The organism is Thermoanaerobaculia bacterium, from assembly GCA_018057705.1.
In the GTDB taxonomy this organism is placed as follows: Bacteria; Acidobacteriota; Thermoanaerobaculia; order Multivoradales; family JAGPDF01; genus JAGPDF01.
The window spans coordinates 1-16,781 of sequence record JAGPDF010000089.1 but is presented as its reverse complement, the minus strand read 5'-3'; the positions used below and the strand labels follow the sequence as shown (position 1 = coordinate 16,781).

The window sequence follows — 16,781 nt, the reverse complement described above, 5'->3', positions numbered from 1 at the left end:
GCGCTCGGCGAGCGTGTCGACGTTCTCGTGGATCCGCTGCGAGCGCAGCTGCGCGCCGTGCGCGGTCGGAAAGAGGCCGGTGAGGATCGTGGCCACCGCCGGCTTGGTCCACGAGCTCTGGGCGCGGCCCTGCGCGAAGAGGATCGACTCGGAAGCGAAGCGGTCGATGCGCGGCGAGGTCGGGCGCGGATAGCCGTAACAGCCGAGATGGTCGGCGCGCAGCGTGTCGATCAGATAGACGATGAGATTCGGGCGCGGCTCCGGGCTGGCTGCAGCCGCTGCGGTCGCTTCGGTCGCTGCGGTCGCTGCGCCCGGTTCGCCCGCGCCGCCGGCGGCGGTCGCGGCGGCGCGCGGCGGCGGCTGTTCGAGGCGCAGACCGCTCACCCGGATCTCGCCGTCCGCCCCGGGAGCGCGCAGTGCGAAGCGGACCAGCGCGGACGGGGGGGAACCCCCCGCTCCGGACGCTCCGGAAGCCACGGACCGGCGCCCCGAGAGCTCGCGACGACCGTCGCCGCCCGGGCGCACCCGCCGTCCCGCGACCGGGGTCGCCTCGCCTTCGACCGCCAGCTCCAGGCGCGCGCTCCCCTCTGCAGCGACAGCATCCCAGGCCAACCAGGTCCCGGGAGCGAGCTCGAGCGTCCCTTCGACGGCGCTGCCTGCCGGCAGAGTGACGGTGCCGCCAGCCGCGTCGATCACCGGCGGAGCGGCAGGCGAACCCTCGCCGTTCTCCCCGGGGCCGGCGAACCGGACACCATCCCATGCCACCGCCAGAGGCGCCTCCTTCGGTCCTTCGTTCCGGCGCGCGTAGCGCAGCTCGAGGATGTTCTCGCCGGCGCGCAGCAGCGTGGCCGGAACGGCGAACCGGAGCGTCGTCGCGTCCGCCCCGATCGCCTGCTCGCCGACTGCCCGCCCGTTGATCCGCAGCTCGACCCGCTGGCTTTCGCCGGACGCGAACGGAAACGACCAGCCACGCAGACGCAGGTCGAGGTCCCGCACATCGACGAGCTCGAACGAGAGCCGCGAAACCGCTCCCATGCCCCAGGCGAAGCTCGTCGTCCCGCTCTTCTCGGGCGCCCCCCACCCTTCGCGCAGGTGCGGCCACGCCGCCGGTTCGCCGATGTCGACCGCCGTGGTTTCGCGCGCGACCCGCAGGGCGGAGGCGAACTCCACCAGTTCGACGCGCTCGAGCGTCTCCGGGACCTCCGGCGGCGCCGGCGCCCGGCAGCCGGAGGTCCCTCCGGCGATGGCCAGCAGGGTGAGCAGGGCGAGCAGCGTGAACGGACGCACCTGCGCGGTGGGGTTCAGCAAGACGGTTCGAGAATCTCGATCCTGTCGGGCGAGTTCGGGACGACGCAGAGGAACTCGAACGGCGCCTCGAGGACGGTGTAGGAGTGCGGCATGCCGGCCGGGATGTAGAGGGTGTTGCCGGCCGCGACCTCGTGGACCGCGTCGCCGACCGTCATCCGCGCCCGGCCGGCGAGGACGTACTGCTCGTGCTCGACGAGATTGGTGTGCAGCGGCATACCGCCGCCTTCGCCCATGATGAAGCGCCGCAGCGCGAAGTTGGGCGCCCCGTCGCCGGGGCCGACCAGCACCTGCACCTCGGTCGCCGTGCCGGCGGCCACGATCTTCTTTTCGACCTCTTCGGCCCGCTTCACCGCGGCCGTCGGCAGCTCTGCGCTCATTCCGTTCTCCCCGGCTCGGTCCTCAGCTTCGTGGAGGAGAATCGTACGCGATCCTGTCCCGCGGAACACGAGCACGGCGCCCGGCCCGCACTGCCCGGACCGCTCCGGCGAGCGCCACGAGCGCAGCGAGCAGGCCCGCCGCGAAGCCGGCCTGCGCGCCGGAAGCGCCGACGAGACCGCGGACCGAACCGAAAATGGCCAGCCCGGCTGCCGTGCCGGCGACGTAGGCGGCGCGCTCCCAGGCGGGGCCCAGCCCAGCGATACGAGGCCAGCGCTCGCCATCCGCGGCGGCGAGCACTGGCGGCGACGACGTCACAATCCCGCGCAGGCGATCCCAATCCCAGGCGAGGAGCGCGGCGGCGGCAACGAGCATCGGTCCGGTGACGAACGGCGTGCCCCGGAAGTCGAGCGCCACCGTGATGACGAAGATGTTCAACGCCACCGGAAAGAAGACGACCGCCCCGAGCGTCGCGGCGCGCGGCACCAGCATGAGGAGTCCTGCCACGATCTGCGTCGCGCCGAGGAACTGCCAGTAGCCGCCGGTCTGGTACATCGCCTCGAAGAAGGCGCCGACCGGGCTCTCGATCGAAACCTGGGTGAAGCGGTGGCCCATGAGCTTCACCCAGCCGGTCGGGATGAAGGCCATGGCAAAGAGACAGCGCGTCGCGAGGACCACCCGGTAGAGGAGGGGATTCGCCCGCGCCCGGGCATGCAGTCGGTCGAGAAAGGCGATAGCAGGGTTCATCGATGGCACCGCAATCTTCTACGCCTGTCCCCAGCGATTGTTACCGCTTCGCGGGAGCGACGGGTCGCGGACCCGCGACAGCCAGCGCGATGCCGGAGAGGACCAGCAGGCCCGAGAGCACCAGCCGGGCGCCGAGCTCTTCGGAAAGCAGCAGCACTCCGCCCAGAGCCGTGAGCACCGGGACCCCGAGCTGCACCAGCCCGGCCGAGAGCGGCCTGAGCCCGGGCAGCGCCGCGTACCAGATCGCGTAGCCGACACCCGAGGTGAGCGCACCTGAGAACACGGCGAGGGCGATACCCCGCAGGCTGGCGTGCGGGGAAGATGTCGTCCACCCCGCTAGCTGCAGTGCGAGCATGGCGAGCGCGAGCGGTGTCGCGCGCGCGAAGTTTCCGGCGGTGACCGCCAGCGGCGCCGCACGTTCGTTTCGCCCGCGCAGACTGTAGATCCCCCAGGCGACGCCAGCGGCGGCCATGCCGAGCGCCGCGAGCGGCGGCGCACTCTCTCCTGCCGCGGAAGCCGCGACGCCTGGCAGAGTGAGCCAGCCGAGTCCGGCGAGCGCGAGCGCCAGACCAGCGCCGTCGTAGCGGGTGAGGCGATGCCCGGAGAGCAGGCCGCCGACGAGCATCGTCGTCTGCACGAAGCCGAAGAGGATCAACGCCCCGACGCCGGCGGAAAGCTCGACGTAGGCGAGCGAGAAGGCGATGGCGTAGGCGAAGAGCGCCGCAGCCGAGGCCCAGCCGCCGGCGAGGCGGGGGGCGCCGGGCCGCCACGGCCGCGCGAACAGCAGGAGCCCGAGGACCAGCGCGCCGCTCGTGAGCCGCACCGCGGTGAAGCTCGCCGGATCGATCGCCTGCGAACGCAGCGCCGCCCGGCACAGCCAGGAGTTCCCGGCGAAGGCGACCAGCGCGCCGCCGGTCAGGACAGCCGTGCGAAAGGGGCTCGCCGTTCTACTCCTCGCCCATCAGCTGGAGGTCCAGAATGTCCTTGGGTCGGCCGGTGGCGCGCTTGTTGCGAATCATCGCGGCGCGGCCGATGAACGGCAGGTCGAGTCCGGAGTGCGACACGATCGCGTGTTCGCGCCAGGCTTCCTCGAACGAGATGCCGGTCAACTCGGTCGCGAGATCGATGCGATACGGCGGCACTCCCATCTGAAAGACGACGCCGGGGGTCCGCAAGTCCTCTTCGGTCAGGTCGAGAAGGGGAGCGCCGAAGTCCCCCAGGGCCGCAAAGACCCGCGCGGCGTTGTCGGGTGTCGGCTCGACGAAGAGATCGAAATCGCCGGTCGCGCGCGGTTGGGCCCAGTAGCCGAGCGCATGCGCGCCGACGACCAGGAACCTGACCTCACGGGCGCAGAACGCGCGCAACAGATCGAGGGCGTCCGGCGGGATCGGGAGGGAGCTTGCCGACGATGCCATAAGCCTCCTGGCTCATTTGGAAAACGCGGAGGAAGCGATCGGCCGGTGCGATTCGGGACCAGAACTCGGCGTCGCGGCCCGCGTCGTCGGCCTCCATGTGCGTCGTCTTGCGAACCGGAATCGAACGCGGGTCCATCGAGGAATTCTACGCTCAGGGCCGGTGGGAGGCGAGACATCGTCCGATGCCATCGAGCCCGGGTTCCGCCCGCCGGATCGCCCCTTGCGGCCCACTCGAGAAGCGCCCTCCTCGAGTCGCGATATCGTTCGCGCGCATCCGGCATTCAGGAGTCGAACCCGAGAACGACCGCGAGGAGTCTCGAATGTCTGACGAGAAGAAGAGCCCACCGAAGGACGAGCGGCGCGCCGGCAGCGACCGGCGGCGGGAGGAGCGGCGAAAGAAGGTGGTTCCGGTTCCAGTCGAACGCCGCAAAGGCGGCGATCGCCGGGACGACGGGGACCGGCGCGGCCGCTGAGGCCTAGTCCTCGACCTTGAGGACCGCCAGGAAGGCCTCTTGCGGGATCTCGACGTTGCCGACCGATTTCATCCGCTTTTTGCCCTCTTTCTGCTTCTCGAGGAGCTTTCTCTTGCGGCTGATGTCGCCGCCGTAGCACTTGGCGAGAACGTCTTTGCGCAGGGCCTTCACGGTCGAACGCGCGACGATCTTCGAGCCGATCGCCGCCTGCAGGATGACCTCGAAGAGCTGCCGCGGGATGAGCTCCTTCATCTTGTCGACCAGCGCCTTGCCCTTGGGGTGCGCCTTCTGGCGGTGCACCATGATCGAGAGCGCGTCGACCGGCTCGCTGTTGATCAGCACGTCGAGCTTGACGACGTCGCCTTCGCGGTAGTCGGAGAGCTCGTAGTCGAACGAGGCGTAGCCGCGTGACACCGACTTCAGCTTGTCGTAGAAGTCGTGGATGACCTCGGCGAGCGGGAAGTCGTACTCGATCAGGACGCGGTCCGACGAGACGTACTGGAGGCTGCGCTGGATGCCGCGCCGGTCCTGCGACAGCGCGAGGATCCCGCCGACGTACTCGTCGCGGGTGACCATCGTCGCCTTGATGTAGGGCTCCTCGATCGACTCGACACGCGACAGATCCGGCAGCTGCGCCGGGCTCGAGATCTCGATCTGCGTGCCGTTCGAGATGTTGACGCGGTAGCGCACGCCCGGCGCCGTCGTGATGAGAGCCAGATTGAACTCGCGCTCGAGGCGCTCCTGGATGATCTCCATGTGCAGGAGCCCCAGGAAGCCGCAGCGGAAACCGAAGCCCAGCGCCGTCGAGCTCTCGGGCTCGAAGGTGAACGAGGCGTCGTTCAGACGGAGCTTGTCGACTGCGTCCCGCAGGTCTTCGTAGTCCTCGGAGACCACCGGGAAGAGGCCGGCGAAGACCATCGGCTTCACTTCCATGAAGCCGGGACAGGGGTCGAGCGTGGGGCGGTCGGGGTGGGTGACGGTATCGCCGATCTTGGCCTGGATCAGGTCGCGGATGTTGGCGTAGACGTAGCCGACCTCGCCGACCGACAGCTCCTGCACCTCGCGCGGCTTCGGGTGGTAGGTGCCGAGCTCCTCGACCGTGTAGATCCGGCCGGCGGCGACGAACTTGATCTTGTCGCCGCGCTTCAGTGTGCCGTCGATGACCCGGATGAAACAGGCGACGCCGCGATAGGTGTCGTACCAGGAGTCGAAGAGCAGCGCCTTCAACGGGGCGGACGGATCGCCGACCGGCGGCGGAATGTCGCTCACGATGCGCTCGAGGAGCTCGTCGATGCCGATGCCGGTCTTGGCCGAGGTGAGCACCGCGTTCGAGGCGTCGATGCCGATGACCTGCTCGACCTGCTCCTTGGCGCGGTCGATGTCGGCCGACGGCAGGTCGATCTTGTTGATCACCGGCAGGAGCTCGAGGCCGCCGTTGACGGCGAGATAGGCGTTGGCGAGCGTCTGGGCTTCGACCCCCTGCGCCGCGTCGACGATGAGGAGAGCCCCTTCGCAGGCGGCGAGCGAGCGCGACACTTCGTAGGAGAAGTCGACGTGGCCGGGGGTGTCGATCAGGTTGAAGACGTAGGTCTCGCCGTCTTTCGCCCGGTAGTCGAGCCGCACGGCGCGCGCCTTGATGGTGATGCCACGCTCGCGCTCGAGGTCCATGTCGTCCAGCAGCTGGGCGTGCATCTCGCGCTGCGTCACCGCGCCGGTGCGCTCGAGGATGCGGTCGGCGAGCGTCGACTTGCCGTGATCGATGTGCGCGATGATCGAGAAGTTGCGGATGTGGGAGGCCGGAGGCATAGGTTTGGGACCGGCTGCGGGGGCTCGAGAGCGGCGCCGCCGGGCAGGAGAGCTTATCAGTTCGAGCCCCCCGGACCGGTCTCGGCTAAACTTGGCGCATGAGTCTCGGATCGGCCGCGACACCCGCCACCGGCTCCTCTGGGGGCTCCCGCGCAGGCTCCGGTTCCGCCGCGGTCCCCGCGCTCCACTGCCGGGGTCTGGTCAAGTGCTACGGCGACCTGGTCGCCGTCGACGGGCTCGACCTCGAAGTGGCGGCAGGCGAGTGCTTCGGTCTCCTCGGTCCGAACGGCGCCGGCAAGACCACGACGGTCGAGCTCTTCGAGGGCCTCCTCGCTCCTGACGGCGGCACGCTCGAAGTCCTGGGTCTGCGCTGGAAGGGGGACGGCCAGAAGCTGCGGGCGCGGCTCGGCGTGCAGCTCCAGGAGACGCGCTTCCCGGAGAAGCTCCGGGTGACCGAGCTGGTCGAGCTCTTCCGCAGCTTCTACCGCGACGGTCTCCAGCCCGCGGCGGCGCTCGCCCTCGTCGGCCTCGAGGAGAAGCGGCGGGCGTTCGTGCGCGAGCTCTCCGGCGGCCAGAAGCAGCGCCTGTCGCTCGCCTGCGCGCTGGTCGGAGATCCGGAGGTGCTCTTCCTCGACGAGCCGACCACGGGACTCGACCCGGCCTCGCGCCGCCAGATCTGGGAGATCGTCGAGCGGTTGAAGGAGCGCGGCCGGACGGTTCTCCTCACCACCCACTACATGGAGGAGGCGGCGCGCCTCTGCGACCGCGTCGCCATCATCGACCGCGGACGGATCCTGGCGGAGGGCGCCCCGGCCGTGCTGGTCGCCTCGCTCGGCGCCGAGCACGTCATCGAGGTCGAGACCGAATCCGAGATCCCGGAGGCGGCTCTCGCGGGTCTGCCCGGCGTCGAAGCGATCCGGCGCGACGGTACGACGGTCCGTCTCACGGTACGCGAGGTCCACCGGGCGGTACCGCCGCTGCTCGCGCGGCTGGCCGAGCGCCACATCGAAGCGCGCCGCCTCGCCACCCATCACGCGACCCTCGAGGACCTCTTCATCGCCCTCACGGGGCGGACCCTGGAAGGCGGCTCGGCGGTGGTCGCCTCCGGCGACGCCGCGGGGAGCGCTGCATGAGCACCTGGCGCGCCCGTGGGCCGCTCTCTTCCCCGCTCGTCCAGCTCACCCTGGCGCGTCTGCGCGAATTCCTGCGCGAACCCGAGGCGATCTTCTGGGTCTTTCTCTTTCCGGTCCTGCTGGCGATTGCCCTCGGTGTCGCCTTCCGCAACCGCCCGCCCGAACCGCTGCCGGTGGGCATCGAGGAGAATCCCGTCGCCGAGGCGCGGCTCGCGGCGCTCGCCGCCTCCGGGACACTCGCACCCCAGATCCTGACGCGGCCCGAAGCGGAGCATGCGCTCGCCACCGGTCGGCTCGCGCTCGTGGTGCTCGGCACCGATCCGCCCACCTACTGGTTCGACCCGACGCGGCCCGACAGCCGCCTGGCCCGACTCGAGGTCGATCAGGCGCTCGAACGCGCCGCCGGCAGAACCGATCGCTTCGAGCCCCAGGTGCTCGAGATGACCGAGCGCGGCGCGCGCTACATCGACTTCCTGGTGCCGGGCCTCCTCGGCATGAACCTCATGGGCACCGGCATGTGGGCGATCGGCTTCTCGCTCGTCCAGCAGCGTGCCGGCAAGCTCCTGAAGCTCTTCATCGCCTCGCCGATGCGGCGCTGGCATCTGCTCGCGGCGCAGGTGCTGGCGCGGCTCGTCTTCCTGGCGCTCGAGGTCGCGATTCTGCTCGGCTTTGCGGTCGTGGCGCTCGACGTGCCGATGCGCGGCTCGGTGGCCGCCGTGGCCGTGGTCTGCGTTCTCGGCGCGTTGTCGTTCGTCGGCCTGGGGCTCCTCGTGGCGGCGCGTCCACGGACCATCGAGGGCGTTTCGGGCCTGATGAACTTCGTCATGTTCCCGATGTGGATCTTCTCCGGCGTCTTCTTCTCGAACGAGCGCTTTCCGGCGGCTCTGCAGCCGTTCATCCAGGCGCTGCCGCTCACCGCCCTGAACGACAGCCTGCGCGCCGTCATGCTCGAAGGCGCATCGCTCGTCTCGCAGGTGCCCGAGCTCGCGATTCTCGCCGGCTGGGGCCTGATCGGCTTCGCCGGCGCGCTCAAGATCTTCCGCTGGAGCTGATCCCCTTCCGCGCGGATCGACGGGCCCCTCGCGCGCGGCGACAGCGAGAGCCCGGGAATCCCACGAGCACCGCCGCCACGGAGCGCCTCCTCCATGCGCGACGTCGCGATCTCGCCACGAACCCCGTCTGACCTGCTGCGCACGCGGTGGCGCGCCGCAGCTGCGGGCTAGCTGCGCGGCCGGCGCAAGGCGAAGCGGGAGGACCGGCGGCTGCGCGGCCGGTCGGTTGAGATCGACGGTTCGCGGCCCGCAGTCACGGCGCGCGCGCCCTTGTACATGAAGGCCGAGATCATGGCGGAGAAGAGGATGATCGAGGCCTGCGTGAGCCGCATGTAGGTGGTGGGGATGTCCAGCAGGAGATCGATGAGGAGCCCGGCGATGAGCCCGGCCAGCGCTCCCATGAACAGGTAGGTCTTGAGGCCCATAGTTCGTTCTCTCCACATGCGCCTGCGTCCCGCGTGGAATCCTCCCTACCGCAACCGGCATGCCACGAAGGACGGGGTCGCAGGCAAGTCCCGGCAGCGCCGTCGAGGCCCTCTGGGGAGAAGAGGCGTGGCGCTTTCTTCAAAAATCGAAGAGTTGCCCCCTTGCGGAGGTCCTCCGGCGCCGCTTTCGGCAGCTCGGCCGCCTGGCATGCGCCGTGCTCCTTCCGTCAGGCGTCCTTCGCCGCCCTCGCGGCCGAAGCGTTTCCAAGGAGAGAACCATCATGAAGACTTCCACGACTGTTACCGGGGGTATTGCCCTCGCCGCTCTGCTCTTCGCGGGCTGTGCGAACGAGCCGAAGCGCGCCGAGCGCGACGCCGACAAGGCGACCCCCACGGTGACCGAGACCGAACGCCCGGGTTCGGCGGCCAAGAGCGACATCACGCCGGTCACTGCGGCCGTGCGCATCTCCGACCTCAAGCTCGGCACCGTCCTCGACGCCGAGGGCAAGGTGGCGGAGAACCAGGACAACGTCCAGGCCGGTGACGTGGTTCATGCATCCCTCGCGGTGGGCGATGTCGGCGCCGGCTCCAAGATCAAGGCCGTGTGGCTCGGACCGGAAGGCGTGCGCATCTCCGACGAAACCAAGGACGTCGCCGCCGGTATGGCCTTCCTCGTCTTCCATGCACCCAGCACCCAGGGATGGGCGCTCGGCAACTACAAGGTGGAGATCTACCTCGGCGACGAGTTGGCCTCGAGCGAGGGTTTCGACATCGTCGCCCCCAAGCCGGGCGCCTGAGGCTCCACGGGCTGACCGAGCAGGACCTCCCGGCGAGGCGTTCGCCGGGAGACAAGCGGCGCCGGAGTTTCTCCGGCGCCGTTTTTTCGTCTTCCCCATCACCCGTCGCGAGCGCGCCTCCGGCAGCGCGGGCACGGCTGGCGATGGGCCCTCAGGCGCGGTCGCGCAGCCGCTCCTCGCCCTTCTGCTCCGCGCAGTGCGAGCAGCAGTACATGACGCCGTCCGCCTCGAGGCCGTGACCGATGATGCGGCAGGTGCAATGCGCGCAGGTCGGTGCCAGCAGCTGGATCGCGCACTCGAAGCTGTCGAAGACGTACCGGTTGTCGTCGAGCACGACCACGAAGGCCTTGTCGTAGACGTTGCCGCAGAGACTGCACGGGTGCTTGTCGGTGTTTGCCATGGCGCAGATCTCCCGGAGGCTCAGAATGCCCAGCGCACGCCGACGTTGACGCCGAAGCCGTCGATGTCGAAGCTCGGCGTGTTGTCGATGTCGATGTCATCGATGTCGCCCAGATCCTCCGGGTCGATCTCGACCTCGGCGCTCGCCTGGCGCCAGATACCCTCGAAGAAGAACTCGGCCCCGGCGCCGTCGCCGATCGTGGCGCCAGCGGCGAGGTAGTAGCCGAGCTGGTCCTGGATCTCTCCGAAGTCGCTGTCGATCAGGAAGTAGCTGCCGCCGCCGCCGACATGGGGGCGGAACGTCGAGCCCGGCGCAAAGCTGAAACGCAGGCCGGCTTCGAGCGGCATGGCCTGGATTCCCCGGCCCTGGAAGACAGTCTCGTCGCTTTCGAAGATGTTGTCGAACGGATCGTCGCTCAACTGCTCGAAATAGGTCGCGCGCAGCTCGAAGGCGAGCGTGTCGTTGAACGGCAAGCCCAGAATCATGCCGCCGCCGGCCGTGTCGCCGGCGACGTCGGTGTCCCAGTAGCTGCCCATCAGAGAAAAGTCCGCGGCGGCCAGCGGCGCGGTGGCGAAAACCGCCATGAAGAGGGCGGCGATCAGAGGCGTTCGGAGCTTCATGTCGTTCTCCTTGGGATGAGCCGGGAGTCGCCATCCACGGCAACTCGTCTCCCGGCAGTTTCAGGAGAACCTCAAGGCAAGAGGAGTGCCAGCACGCGAGGGGCCGCAAACGCCCTGCGGACGGGGCTTCGCGACCGCGCGGCCCGGGTTGGGTCGCGCCCCTTTTGTACACAGTTCCGGGCGCGCCCCCGCCGCGCGAGGCGCTGCGGCGCTAGCTGGGCGGCGTCGGCGCCGGGGATGGGGGCGGCGCGGGCGATGCCGGAGCACGCTCCGGCGGGCGCTTCTGCGTCGCGGCACGCAGGTTGATCTCCGCAGCCTGCGCTACGGCGTCGGCGAGCGGGGGCAGACCCCATTCGGCACGTTCCGCATCGGTCACCGCAGGGTCGACGGCGTAGACCTTCCACCTGCCGCCCTCTTCGACCAGTTGCGTGCCGTACTTCTGCGGCTTGCCGGCGAGCATCTCGCCGCGGTCGACCGCCGTTGCGACCAGCGGGCGGGCGGCCAGGAGATCCGGATCCCGGGCGAGGGCCTGGCGCCCCAATTCAGCGGCGAGCGCGACCTCCGCCGGGCGTTCGCTCTCGACCAGAAGCGCGGCGGCGTGAAAGGCATCCTCGGGCTGGCGTACGCGTCCTCGGCTCACCAGCCCCGCGGCCTCTTGCCGCCGCGCCAGGCTGCGCTCGACCCAGGCGGCGGTGGGCGCGGCGGCGGCGGCCGGTGCTCCGGTCGCGGGCAGCTCGCGGGCGATGGTGTCGCGCTCCGCCTGGAACTCGAGATAGAGGCGCAGGAGATCGGGATCGAGCGCCTTCTGGTGCATCTGTTGCCGCTCCTCGAGGAGGGTGATGAAGCGCATCCATCGCGCGTCGGCACGCAGCGTCTCGAGACGCGGGTCGGCGAGCGCCCGCTCGAGGTCGACGAAGCCGTTGTCCAGCGCCAGCGCCAGCGCCTCGTAGCCGCCGTCGAGGTCGTTGCGCACGGCGGCGCAGCAGGCCGCGCCGTAGGCGGCCCGCGCCGCGAGGCCAGCACGCGGGGCGGCGCCGGCCGCCTGGGTGAAGGCGATCTGGCACTCCTTGAATTTGCCGGCAGCGAACAGGTCGACCGCTTCGCGGAAGCGCGGCGGCAGCTCCTCCGCGCCGAGCATCGCCGGGGCGAGCGCCCGACCGGTGAGCATCAGGCCGAGCGCTATGGCGGCCCAGCGGTGATCGAACCCGTCGCTCTTGCGCATCGGTCGTCTCCTCATTGCGCTCCCGATCTTAGACCGACCGCCCCATCGGTGCTGTTGCGCGACGCTCGAGCGCTCTCTTCCGGGGCTTCCCGTGGAGCGGCCGGGGTAACGGTGTCCGGAGGATCGGCGGCGTTCGCGCCGGCGGCGCGGGCCGGCAACCCGAGCAGGGCGGCGACCGCCGCCTCGGCCCGACGCGCGAGCGCACCGCGATCCTCGCGCTCGAGGCCGGCCACCGGAATCGGCTCGCCGAAGCGCACCTCGACACGGCCCGGACGCACTTTGAAGCCACCGCGCGGCAGGATCCTGCCCGCTCCGACGATTCCCACCGGCACGACGTCGACGGCGCGCGCCGGCGAGTCGAGCACTGCCGCGAAGCCGCCGGTCTTGAAGCGACCGAGCTCGCCCGGCGCCGACCGTGTCCCCTCGGGAAAGGAGACCAGGCTGCCGCCTGCGGCGAGCAGCTCGCCGGCCGCGCTGACGCTCGAGAGTGCCTTGCGGCGCGCGCTGCGATCGACGAAGACCATGCCCATCGCGGAGATGTACCAGCCGAGAAACGGCACCCGCGCGAGCTCCTGCTTGGCGATGAAATGGAGCGGCGCCGGCACGGCGGCAAAGAGCACCGGGATATCGAGCCAGGATTGGTGGTTGGCGACGAAGAAGCAGGGGCGACGCAGGTCGAGTCGTCCGCGCCCGACGATCCGCAGGCGCGACAGACCGATGGCGACCATGCCGGGCGCCCAGACATGGCGCGCCAGCCAGAGCGCCGGCCCGCGCCGCCGGCCGACCGACGCGACGATCAGGGCGACGCTGATCCAGAACGCGGACCACAGCCAGGTCGCCAGGAGCTGCAGCGCATTGACCGGCAGCCAGAGGAGGTCGATGATGGGGCTCGGCTTCATGCGCCGAGCGGCAGCCGGCTCGCCGCCTCCGCGAGCAAGGGGTCGTCGAGCTCGCCTCTTGCCTGCCGCGCGACGGCCGCGAAAGCGATCATCGCCGCGTTGTCCCCCGAATAGAGGAGCGGCACCAGGCGTAGCGCCACCGCGCGCTCCGCTGCCCATTCCGGGAGTCTTCGGCGCAGCAGCCGGTTCGCCGCCGCGCCGCCCGAGACCGCGAGCTCCGTGAACGGCTCCCGGCGATGCAGCCGGGTGAGCCGGTCGAGGACCTGGCGCACGGCGGACTCCCGGAAACCGGCGGCGAGGTCGAGGAACGGTTGGGCAATGGCCTCCAGGGCAGCTTCGGGCTGCTCGGACAGAAGCGCCGGCGGCGGCATGCGCAGCCCCCGCGCTTCGAGCTTCTCGAGCGCGCTCACCGCCTGGGTCTTCAGGCCGGAGTAGGAGAAGAACAGCTCCTCCGTGCCGACGAGCCGGGCGACCGGAGCCGCCGCGGCGTCACCCCGCTCGGCGAGCCGGTCGAGAAGCGGCCCCTGCGGGTAAGGCAGCCCTAAGCGCTTGCCGAACTTGTCGAACGCCTCGCCGAAGGCGTCGTCCCGGGTCTCGGCGACGAGAGTGATCGAGCGAGGGTCGCCGGAGGCCGCCGACCTCGCCGCCCGTGACGCTCCCGCCGGACGCACGCGGTAGAGGCTGGTGTGCCCGCCGGAAACGACCAGCCCCACGAAGCGCTCGGGGAAGGGCGCCGCCGGTGTGCCGTCGGTCGTGAGCCAGGGCGAGTAGAGGTGCCCTTCGAGGTGGTGCACGGCGAGAAACGGCAGGCCGCGCGCCCAGGCGAGGGCGCGTCCGAGCGACAACCCGACGAGCAGCGAACCGATGAGCCCGGGCCCCGAGGTCGCGGCGATCGCGCCGATGTCGTCGATCGTCACCCCGGCGCGCGCCAGGGTCTCGGCGTAGACCGCCGGCCAGTTGGCGAGCTGCTCGCGCGAGGCGAGCTCCGGCACGACGCCGCCGTAGGGCCGGTGGACCGCGAGCTGGGAGGAGACCACCGAAGCGAGCACCCGCCCCTCGCTGTCGACCACCGCGCAGGCGGTGTCGTCACAGCTGGTTTCGATGCCGAGCACGAGCGACGGCCGCATTCAATGAGTTTACCCGGGCCTGCTGCCGGGCGCAGGGAGCGCTGTGGAGAAGGGAATTCCCGCCCGGCGGCGCTTCTGCTAGCCTGCCGCCTTCCAAACCCGCCCGCCACCGCCGGAGAACCAACGAGATGCTGACCCGGAAGTCGTTCCCGTCGCTCGCATTCTGTCTCGGGGCTCTTCTGCTCGATTCGACCTCCGGCCGCCTCCGGGCCGACGAGCCGCCCGCCGCGGATGCCGCCCACCTCGAACAGGTCACCGCCGAGCTCGCACAGGCGGACGCGGGGCCTTCGCCCCTCGCCCCCGAGCATGTCCAGGCCTGTATCGGCGGCATGGCGGGCGGCGTCTATCCCTGCAGCAACATCGATCTCGTGGAGTTCATGCCGCACACGACCTTCGGCACGGCGGGCGGAACCGTCAAGACCAACAGCCTCTGGGGTTGGACCGATCCGGTGACGGGCCACGAGTGGGTGCTGCTCGGCCTCAACAACGGCACCGCCTTCATCGACATCACCGATCCGGAGAACCCCGTCTACGCCGGCAAGCTCCCGAGCCACGCCGGAATCGTCTCGACCTGGCGCGACGTCCGTGAGTACGCCGACCACGCCTACATCGTCGTGGACAACGGCGGGGCGCACGGCATGCAGGTCTTCGACCTGCGACAGCTGCGCGACGTCGCCGTGCCGCCGGTGACCTTCGCCGAAACGGCGCACTATGCCGGCGTCACCAACACTCACACCATTTCGATCACCCGCGAGACCGGCTACGCCTATCTCGTGGGCAGCAACACCTGCGGCACCGGCATGCACATCGTGAATCTCGCCAACCCGGCGAGCCCGCAGTTCGTCGCGTGCTACAACGACGGCGGCTACATTCACGAAAATCAGTGCTTCGTGTATCACGGCCCCGACACCACCTACACCGGCCACGAGATCTGCCTCGCGGCGCGCGGCTCGGCGCACAACCTCGACATCGTCGATGTGACGAACCATGCTGTGCCGGTGCGGCTCGACAGCCTGCACTACAACAATGCCGGATACAGCCATCAGGCCTGGTTCACCGACGACCACCGCTACATCCTGCTCAACGACGAGCTCGACGAGAACGGCGTCACGCCGACACGCACCTACATCTTCGACGCGCTCGATCTCGACAACCTCGTGCTCGCCGGCGCAAACGGCTATTTCAGCCATTCGACCCCGGCAATCGATCACAACCTCTACGTGCGCGCCAACTTCGTCTTCGAATCGAACTACACCTCCGGCCTTCGCATCCTGGCGCTCACCGACCTCGCGCAGGCGCAACTCACCGAGGTCGGCTTCTTCGATCTCTTCCCGCTCAACAACGACGACGTCTTCGACGGCACCTGGAACAACTACCCGTTCTTCGAGAGCGGCAATATCCCGGTTTCCCACATCTCGCAGGGTCTGTTCATTCTGCGCCCGACGAACCTCTGCACCGCGCCCGCCGCGCCTTCGGGACTTCAGGCGAGCCCCAACGGCGATCACCGCATCGACCTCGACTGGACCGGCTCCGGGGCGCCAGGAGCGACCTTCAAGGTAGAGCGTGCGCTGGGGGGCTGTAGCGGGACCTTCGAGACCGTCGCCACGGGGCTCGCGTCGCCGGCGTTCGACGACCTCACGGCCTCCGGCGTCGTGACCTACGGCTATCGCATCGCGGAGCGCGATGCGACCGGAATCTGCGGCTCGCCGGCCTCGGCCTGCGTCGAAGCCTCGACGACCGGCACCTGCACCGCACCGCCCGCCTTTGTCGGCATCGCCAGCGCGACGAACCAGGGGACGGCTTCCTGCGCCGTCGATCTCGGCTGGACACCGAGCACCGTCTATTGCGGCGGGCCGGCGACCTACTCGGTCTATCGCGGCGCCACCGACAGCTTCGTCCCCTCTCCCGCCAACCGCATCGCGCAGGGCCTGTCGGGACTTTCCCATGTCGACACCAGCGCCCCTTCGCTGACGCCCAGCTTCTACGTCGTGCGCGCGGTCGACAGTGCGAGCAGCAACGAGGACTCGAACATCGTGCATCTCGGGGCGACCGCGACCGGCCCGGCGATCGACGGGACGTTCGCGACCGGCGCCGAGCCCGGCGATCCGCCGCTCGACACCCTGGGAGGAGGTTCCGACGACGCTCTCGCCAACTCCGAGGCGCTGGCGCCCGAGCACGCCGGCTGGCATCTGTCGCCAGCGCGCAAGCGCACCGGCACCCACAGCTTCTACTCGATCGACGCCAACAACGCCTGCATCACTCTGGAGATGCCGCTCGCGCTCTCCGCGGCGCAGAGCCCCGAGCTCTCGTTCTGGACGATCTGGGACATCGAAGCCGGCTTCGACGGCGGCATCGTCGAGATCTCGACCAACGGCGGAGCCACCTGGACCCGTCTCACGCCGAGTCCGCCGGGCTATCCGAACACGATCTCGAACGGTGGCAACGCCTGCACGACGGCACTCGCCAACGGCACGCCGGCGTTCTCGAGCATGGGACAGCTGGGAACCTGGCAGCAGCGCACCATCGATCTCTCGGCCTACGCCGGCCAGAGCGTCCGCCTCGCCTGGCGCTATGGCACCGACTCCGGGGTGACCGGCGAGGGCTGGTACGTCGACGACATCGCCGTCACCCACACCCAGATCCCCAGCGCTTGCACCAGTAACCTGATCTTTCTCGACGGCTTCGTAACCGGCACCACCGGCGCCTGGTCGGCGGCCGTTCCGTGAGCGGCCCGGAGCTCGGTACCTCATCGGGCAACCCTCGAGCCTGACGGCCAGGTCCTTCCTTTCCTGGTCCTTTTCGACTTTCCTCGATGGCCACCCGAACCCGCGCGAAGCCGCCTGCGAACGCCGGTTCCCCGGAGCTCTCGCGCCGGGCGCTCAACCGGGCGACGCTCGCGCGGCAGATGCTGCTCGAGCGCGCGGCGGTGCCGGTCGAGGAGGCGGTGGCGAGGCTCGCCGGGATGCAGGCGCAGATTCCGCG

The 16,781-nt window shown here is 69.9% G+C and carries 17 protein-coding genes; 5 read left to right on the top strand and 12 right to left on the bottom strand.

Annotated elements, in window-relative coordinates; genetic code table 11:
• The 5 genes from KBI44_18850 to KBI44_18830 all read right to left on the bottom strand — a co-directional run.
• On the bottom strand, positions 1–1,308 hold a 1,308-nt coding region (locus KBI44_18850; protein MBP9146544.1), incomplete at its 3' end, for a sulfatase-like hydrolase/transferase.
• Entirely contained in the window at positions 1,302–1,685 is a 384-nt protein-coding gene (locus KBI44_18845; GenBank protein MBP9146543.1) for a cupin domain-containing protein, read from the bottom strand. The genes KBI44_18850 and KBI44_18845, both read right to left, overlap by 7 nt.
• A gap of 22 nt (positions 1,686–1,707) precedes the next feature.
• Positions 1,708–2,430, bottom strand: a complete 723-nt coding sequence (locus KBI44_18840; GenBank protein ID MBP9146542.1) for a DoxX family membrane protein — start codon at positions 2,428–2,430, stop codon at positions 1,708–1,710.
• A 40-nt stretch (positions 2,431–2,470) separates the two neighbouring features.
• Entirely contained in the window at positions 2,471–3,349 is an 879-nt protein-coding gene (locus tag KBI44_18835; GenBank protein ID MBP9146541.1) for an EamA family transporter, read from the bottom strand.
• A 28-nt stretch (positions 3,350–3,377) separates the two neighbouring features.
• Positions 3,378–3,794, bottom strand: coding sequence for a hypothetical protein (locus KBI44_18830; GenBank protein MBP9146540.1), 417 nt, complete (start codon positions 3,792–3,794; stop codon positions 3,378–3,380).
• Positions 3,795–4,165: 371 nt separating this feature from the next.
• On the opposite strand from KBI44_18830, the gene KBI44_18825 reads away from it, so the two are divergent.
• On the top strand, positions 4,166–4,318 hold the full coding sequence (locus KBI44_18825; protein ID MBP9146539.1) for a hypothetical protein: 153 nt from the start codon (positions 4,166–4,168) through the stop codon (positions 4,316–4,318).
• Between the two features lie 3 nt (positions 4,319–4,321).
• Here KBI44_18825 and lepA read toward each other — a convergent pair whose 3' ends face one another.
• Positions 4,322–6,124: a translation elongation factor 4 gene (lepA, locus tag KBI44_18820; GenBank protein ID MBP9146538.1), complete on the bottom strand. Its 1,803-nt coding sequence runs from the start codon at positions 6,122–6,124 to the stop codon at positions 4,322–4,324.
• A gap of 98 nt (positions 6,125–6,222) precedes the next feature.
• Here lepA and KBI44_18815 point away from each other — a divergent pair, with 98 nt between their 5' ends.
• Both KBI44_18815 and KBI44_18810 read left to right on the top strand, forming a co-directional pair.
• Entirely contained in the window at positions 6,223–7,257 is a 1,035-nt protein-coding gene (locus KBI44_18815) for an ABC transporter ATP-binding protein (GenBank protein MBP9146537.1), read from the top strand.
• Complete coding sequence (locus KBI44_18810) at positions 7,254–8,309, top strand: ABC transporter permease (GenBank protein MBP9146536.1); 1,056 nt, start codon at positions 7,254–7,256, stop codon at positions 8,307–8,309. Before KBI44_18815 ends, KBI44_18810 begins: the two co-directional genes overlap by 4 nt.
• Before the next feature lie 167 nt (positions 8,310–8,476).
• On the opposite strand, the gene KBI44_18805 is transcribed toward KBI44_18810, so the two are convergent.
• Positions 8,477–8,734 (bottom strand): hypothetical protein, encoded by a 258-nt coding sequence (locus tag KBI44_18805; GenBank protein ID MBP9146535.1) that lies wholly within the window; start codon positions 8,732–8,734, stop codon positions 8,477–8,479.
• Between the two features lie 281 nt (positions 8,735–9,015).
• Between KBI44_18805 and KBI44_18800 the strand changes: the two genes are divergently transcribed.
• Positions 9,016–9,531, top strand: a complete 516-nt coding sequence (locus KBI44_18800) for a hypothetical protein (protein ID MBP9146534.1) — start codon at positions 9,016–9,018, stop codon at positions 9,529–9,531.
• 151 nt (positions 9,532–9,682) lie between these two features.
• Here the strand turns inward: KBI44_18800 and KBI44_18795 are convergent, their stop codons facing one another.
• The 5 genes from KBI44_18795 to tsaD all read right to left on the bottom strand — a co-directional run bounded on the left by KBI44_18795 (position 9,683) and on the right by tsaD (position 13,799).
• Complete coding sequence (locus KBI44_18795) at positions 9,683–9,931, bottom strand: hypothetical protein (GenBank protein MBP9146533.1); 249 nt, start codon at positions 9,929–9,931, stop codon at positions 9,683–9,685.
• Positions 9,932–9,951: 20 nt separating this feature from the next.
• Positions 9,952–10,551, bottom strand: a complete 600-nt coding sequence (locus tag KBI44_18790; protein MBP9146532.1) for an outer membrane beta-barrel protein — start codon at positions 10,549–10,551, stop codon at positions 9,952–9,954.
• Positions 10,552–10,762: 211 nt separating this feature from the next.
• The gene (locus KBI44_18785; GenBank protein ID MBP9146531.1) at positions 10,763–11,773 is read right to left on the bottom strand and encodes a hypothetical protein; all 1,011 of its coding nucleotides are present in this window, start codon (positions 11,771–11,773) and stop codon (positions 10,763–10,765) included.
• An 11-nt stretch (positions 11,774–11,784) separates the two neighbouring features.
• Entirely contained in the window at positions 11,785–12,672 is an 888-nt protein-coding gene (locus KBI44_18780) for a 1-acyl-sn-glycerol-3-phosphate acyltransferase (GenBank protein MBP9146530.1), read from the bottom strand.
• Positions 12,669–13,799, bottom strand: a complete 1,131-nt coding sequence (gene tsaD / locus KBI44_18775) for a tRNA (adenosine(37)-N6)-threonylcarbamoyltransferase complex transferase subunit TsaD (GenBank protein MBP9146529.1) — start codon at positions 13,797–13,799, stop codon at positions 12,669–12,671. Before tsaD ends, KBI44_18780 begins: the two co-directional genes overlap by 4 nt.
• A gap of 128 nt (positions 13,800–13,927) precedes the next feature.
• On the opposite strand from tsaD, the gene KBI44_18770 reads away from it, so the two are divergent.
• Positions 13,928–16,525, top strand: a complete 2,598-nt coding sequence (locus KBI44_18770) for a choice-of-anchor B family protein (GenBank protein MBP9146528.1) — start codon at positions 13,928–13,930, stop codon at positions 16,523–16,525.
• Positions 16,526–16,781: the final 256 nt, after the last annotated feature.

Bases quoted from the DNA above. Each gene is read 5' to 3' on its own strand.
- KBI44_18780 (MBP9146530.1), bottom strand. From the start codon at position 12,672: ATGAAGCCGAGCCCCATCATCGACCTCCTCTGGCTGCCGGTCAATGCG.
- KBI44_18785 (MBP9146531.1), bottom strand. From the start codon at position 11,773: ATGCGCAAGAGCGACGGGTTCGATCACCGCTGGGCCGCCATAGCGCTC.
- KBI44_18825 (MBP9146539.1), top strand. From the start codon at position 4,166: ATGTCTGACGAGAAGAAGAGCCCACCGAAGGACGAGCGGCGCGCCGGC.
- KBI44_18840 (MBP9146542.1), bottom strand. From the start codon at position 2,430: ATGAACCCTGCTATCGCCTTTCTCGACCGACTGCATGCCCGGGCGCGG.
- KBI44_18815 (MBP9146537.1), top strand. From the start codon at position 6,223: ATGAGTCTCGGATCGGCCGCGACACCCGCCACCGGCTCCTCTGGGGGC.
- KBI44_18805 (MBP9146535.1), bottom strand. From the start codon at position 8,734: ATGGGCCTCAAGACCTACCTGTTCATGGGAGCGCTGGCCGGGCTCATC.
- KBI44_18770 (MBP9146528.1), top strand. From the start codon at position 13,928: ATGCTGACCCGGAAGTCGTTCCCGTCGCTCGCATTCTGTCTCGGGGCT.
- KBI44_18810 (MBP9146536.1), top strand. From the start codon at position 7,254: ATGAGCACCTGGCGCGCCCGTGGGCCGCTCTCTTCCCCGCTCGTCCAG.
- lepA (MBP9146538.1), bottom strand. From the start codon at position 6,124: ATGCCTCCGGCCTCCCACATCCGCAACTTCTCGATCATCGCGCACATC.
- KBI44_18790 (MBP9146532.1), bottom strand. From the start codon at position 10,551: ATGAAGCTCCGAACGCCTCTGATCGCCGCCCTCTTCATGGCGGTTTTC.
- KBI44_18800 (MBP9146534.1), top strand. From the start codon at position 9,016: ATGAAGACTTCCACGACTGTTACCGGGGGTATTGCCCTCGCCGCTCTG.
- KBI44_18795 (MBP9146533.1), bottom strand. From the start codon at position 9,931: ATGGCAAACACCGACAAGCACCCGTGCAGTCTCTGCGGCAACGTCTAC.
- KBI44_18845 (MBP9146543.1), bottom strand. From the start codon at position 1,685: ATGAGCGCAGAGCTGCCGACGGCCGCGGTGAAGCGGGCCGAAGAGGTC.
- tsaD (MBP9146529.1), bottom strand. From the start codon at position 13,799: ATGCGGCCGTCGCTCGTGCTCGGCATCGAAACCAGCTGTGACGACACC.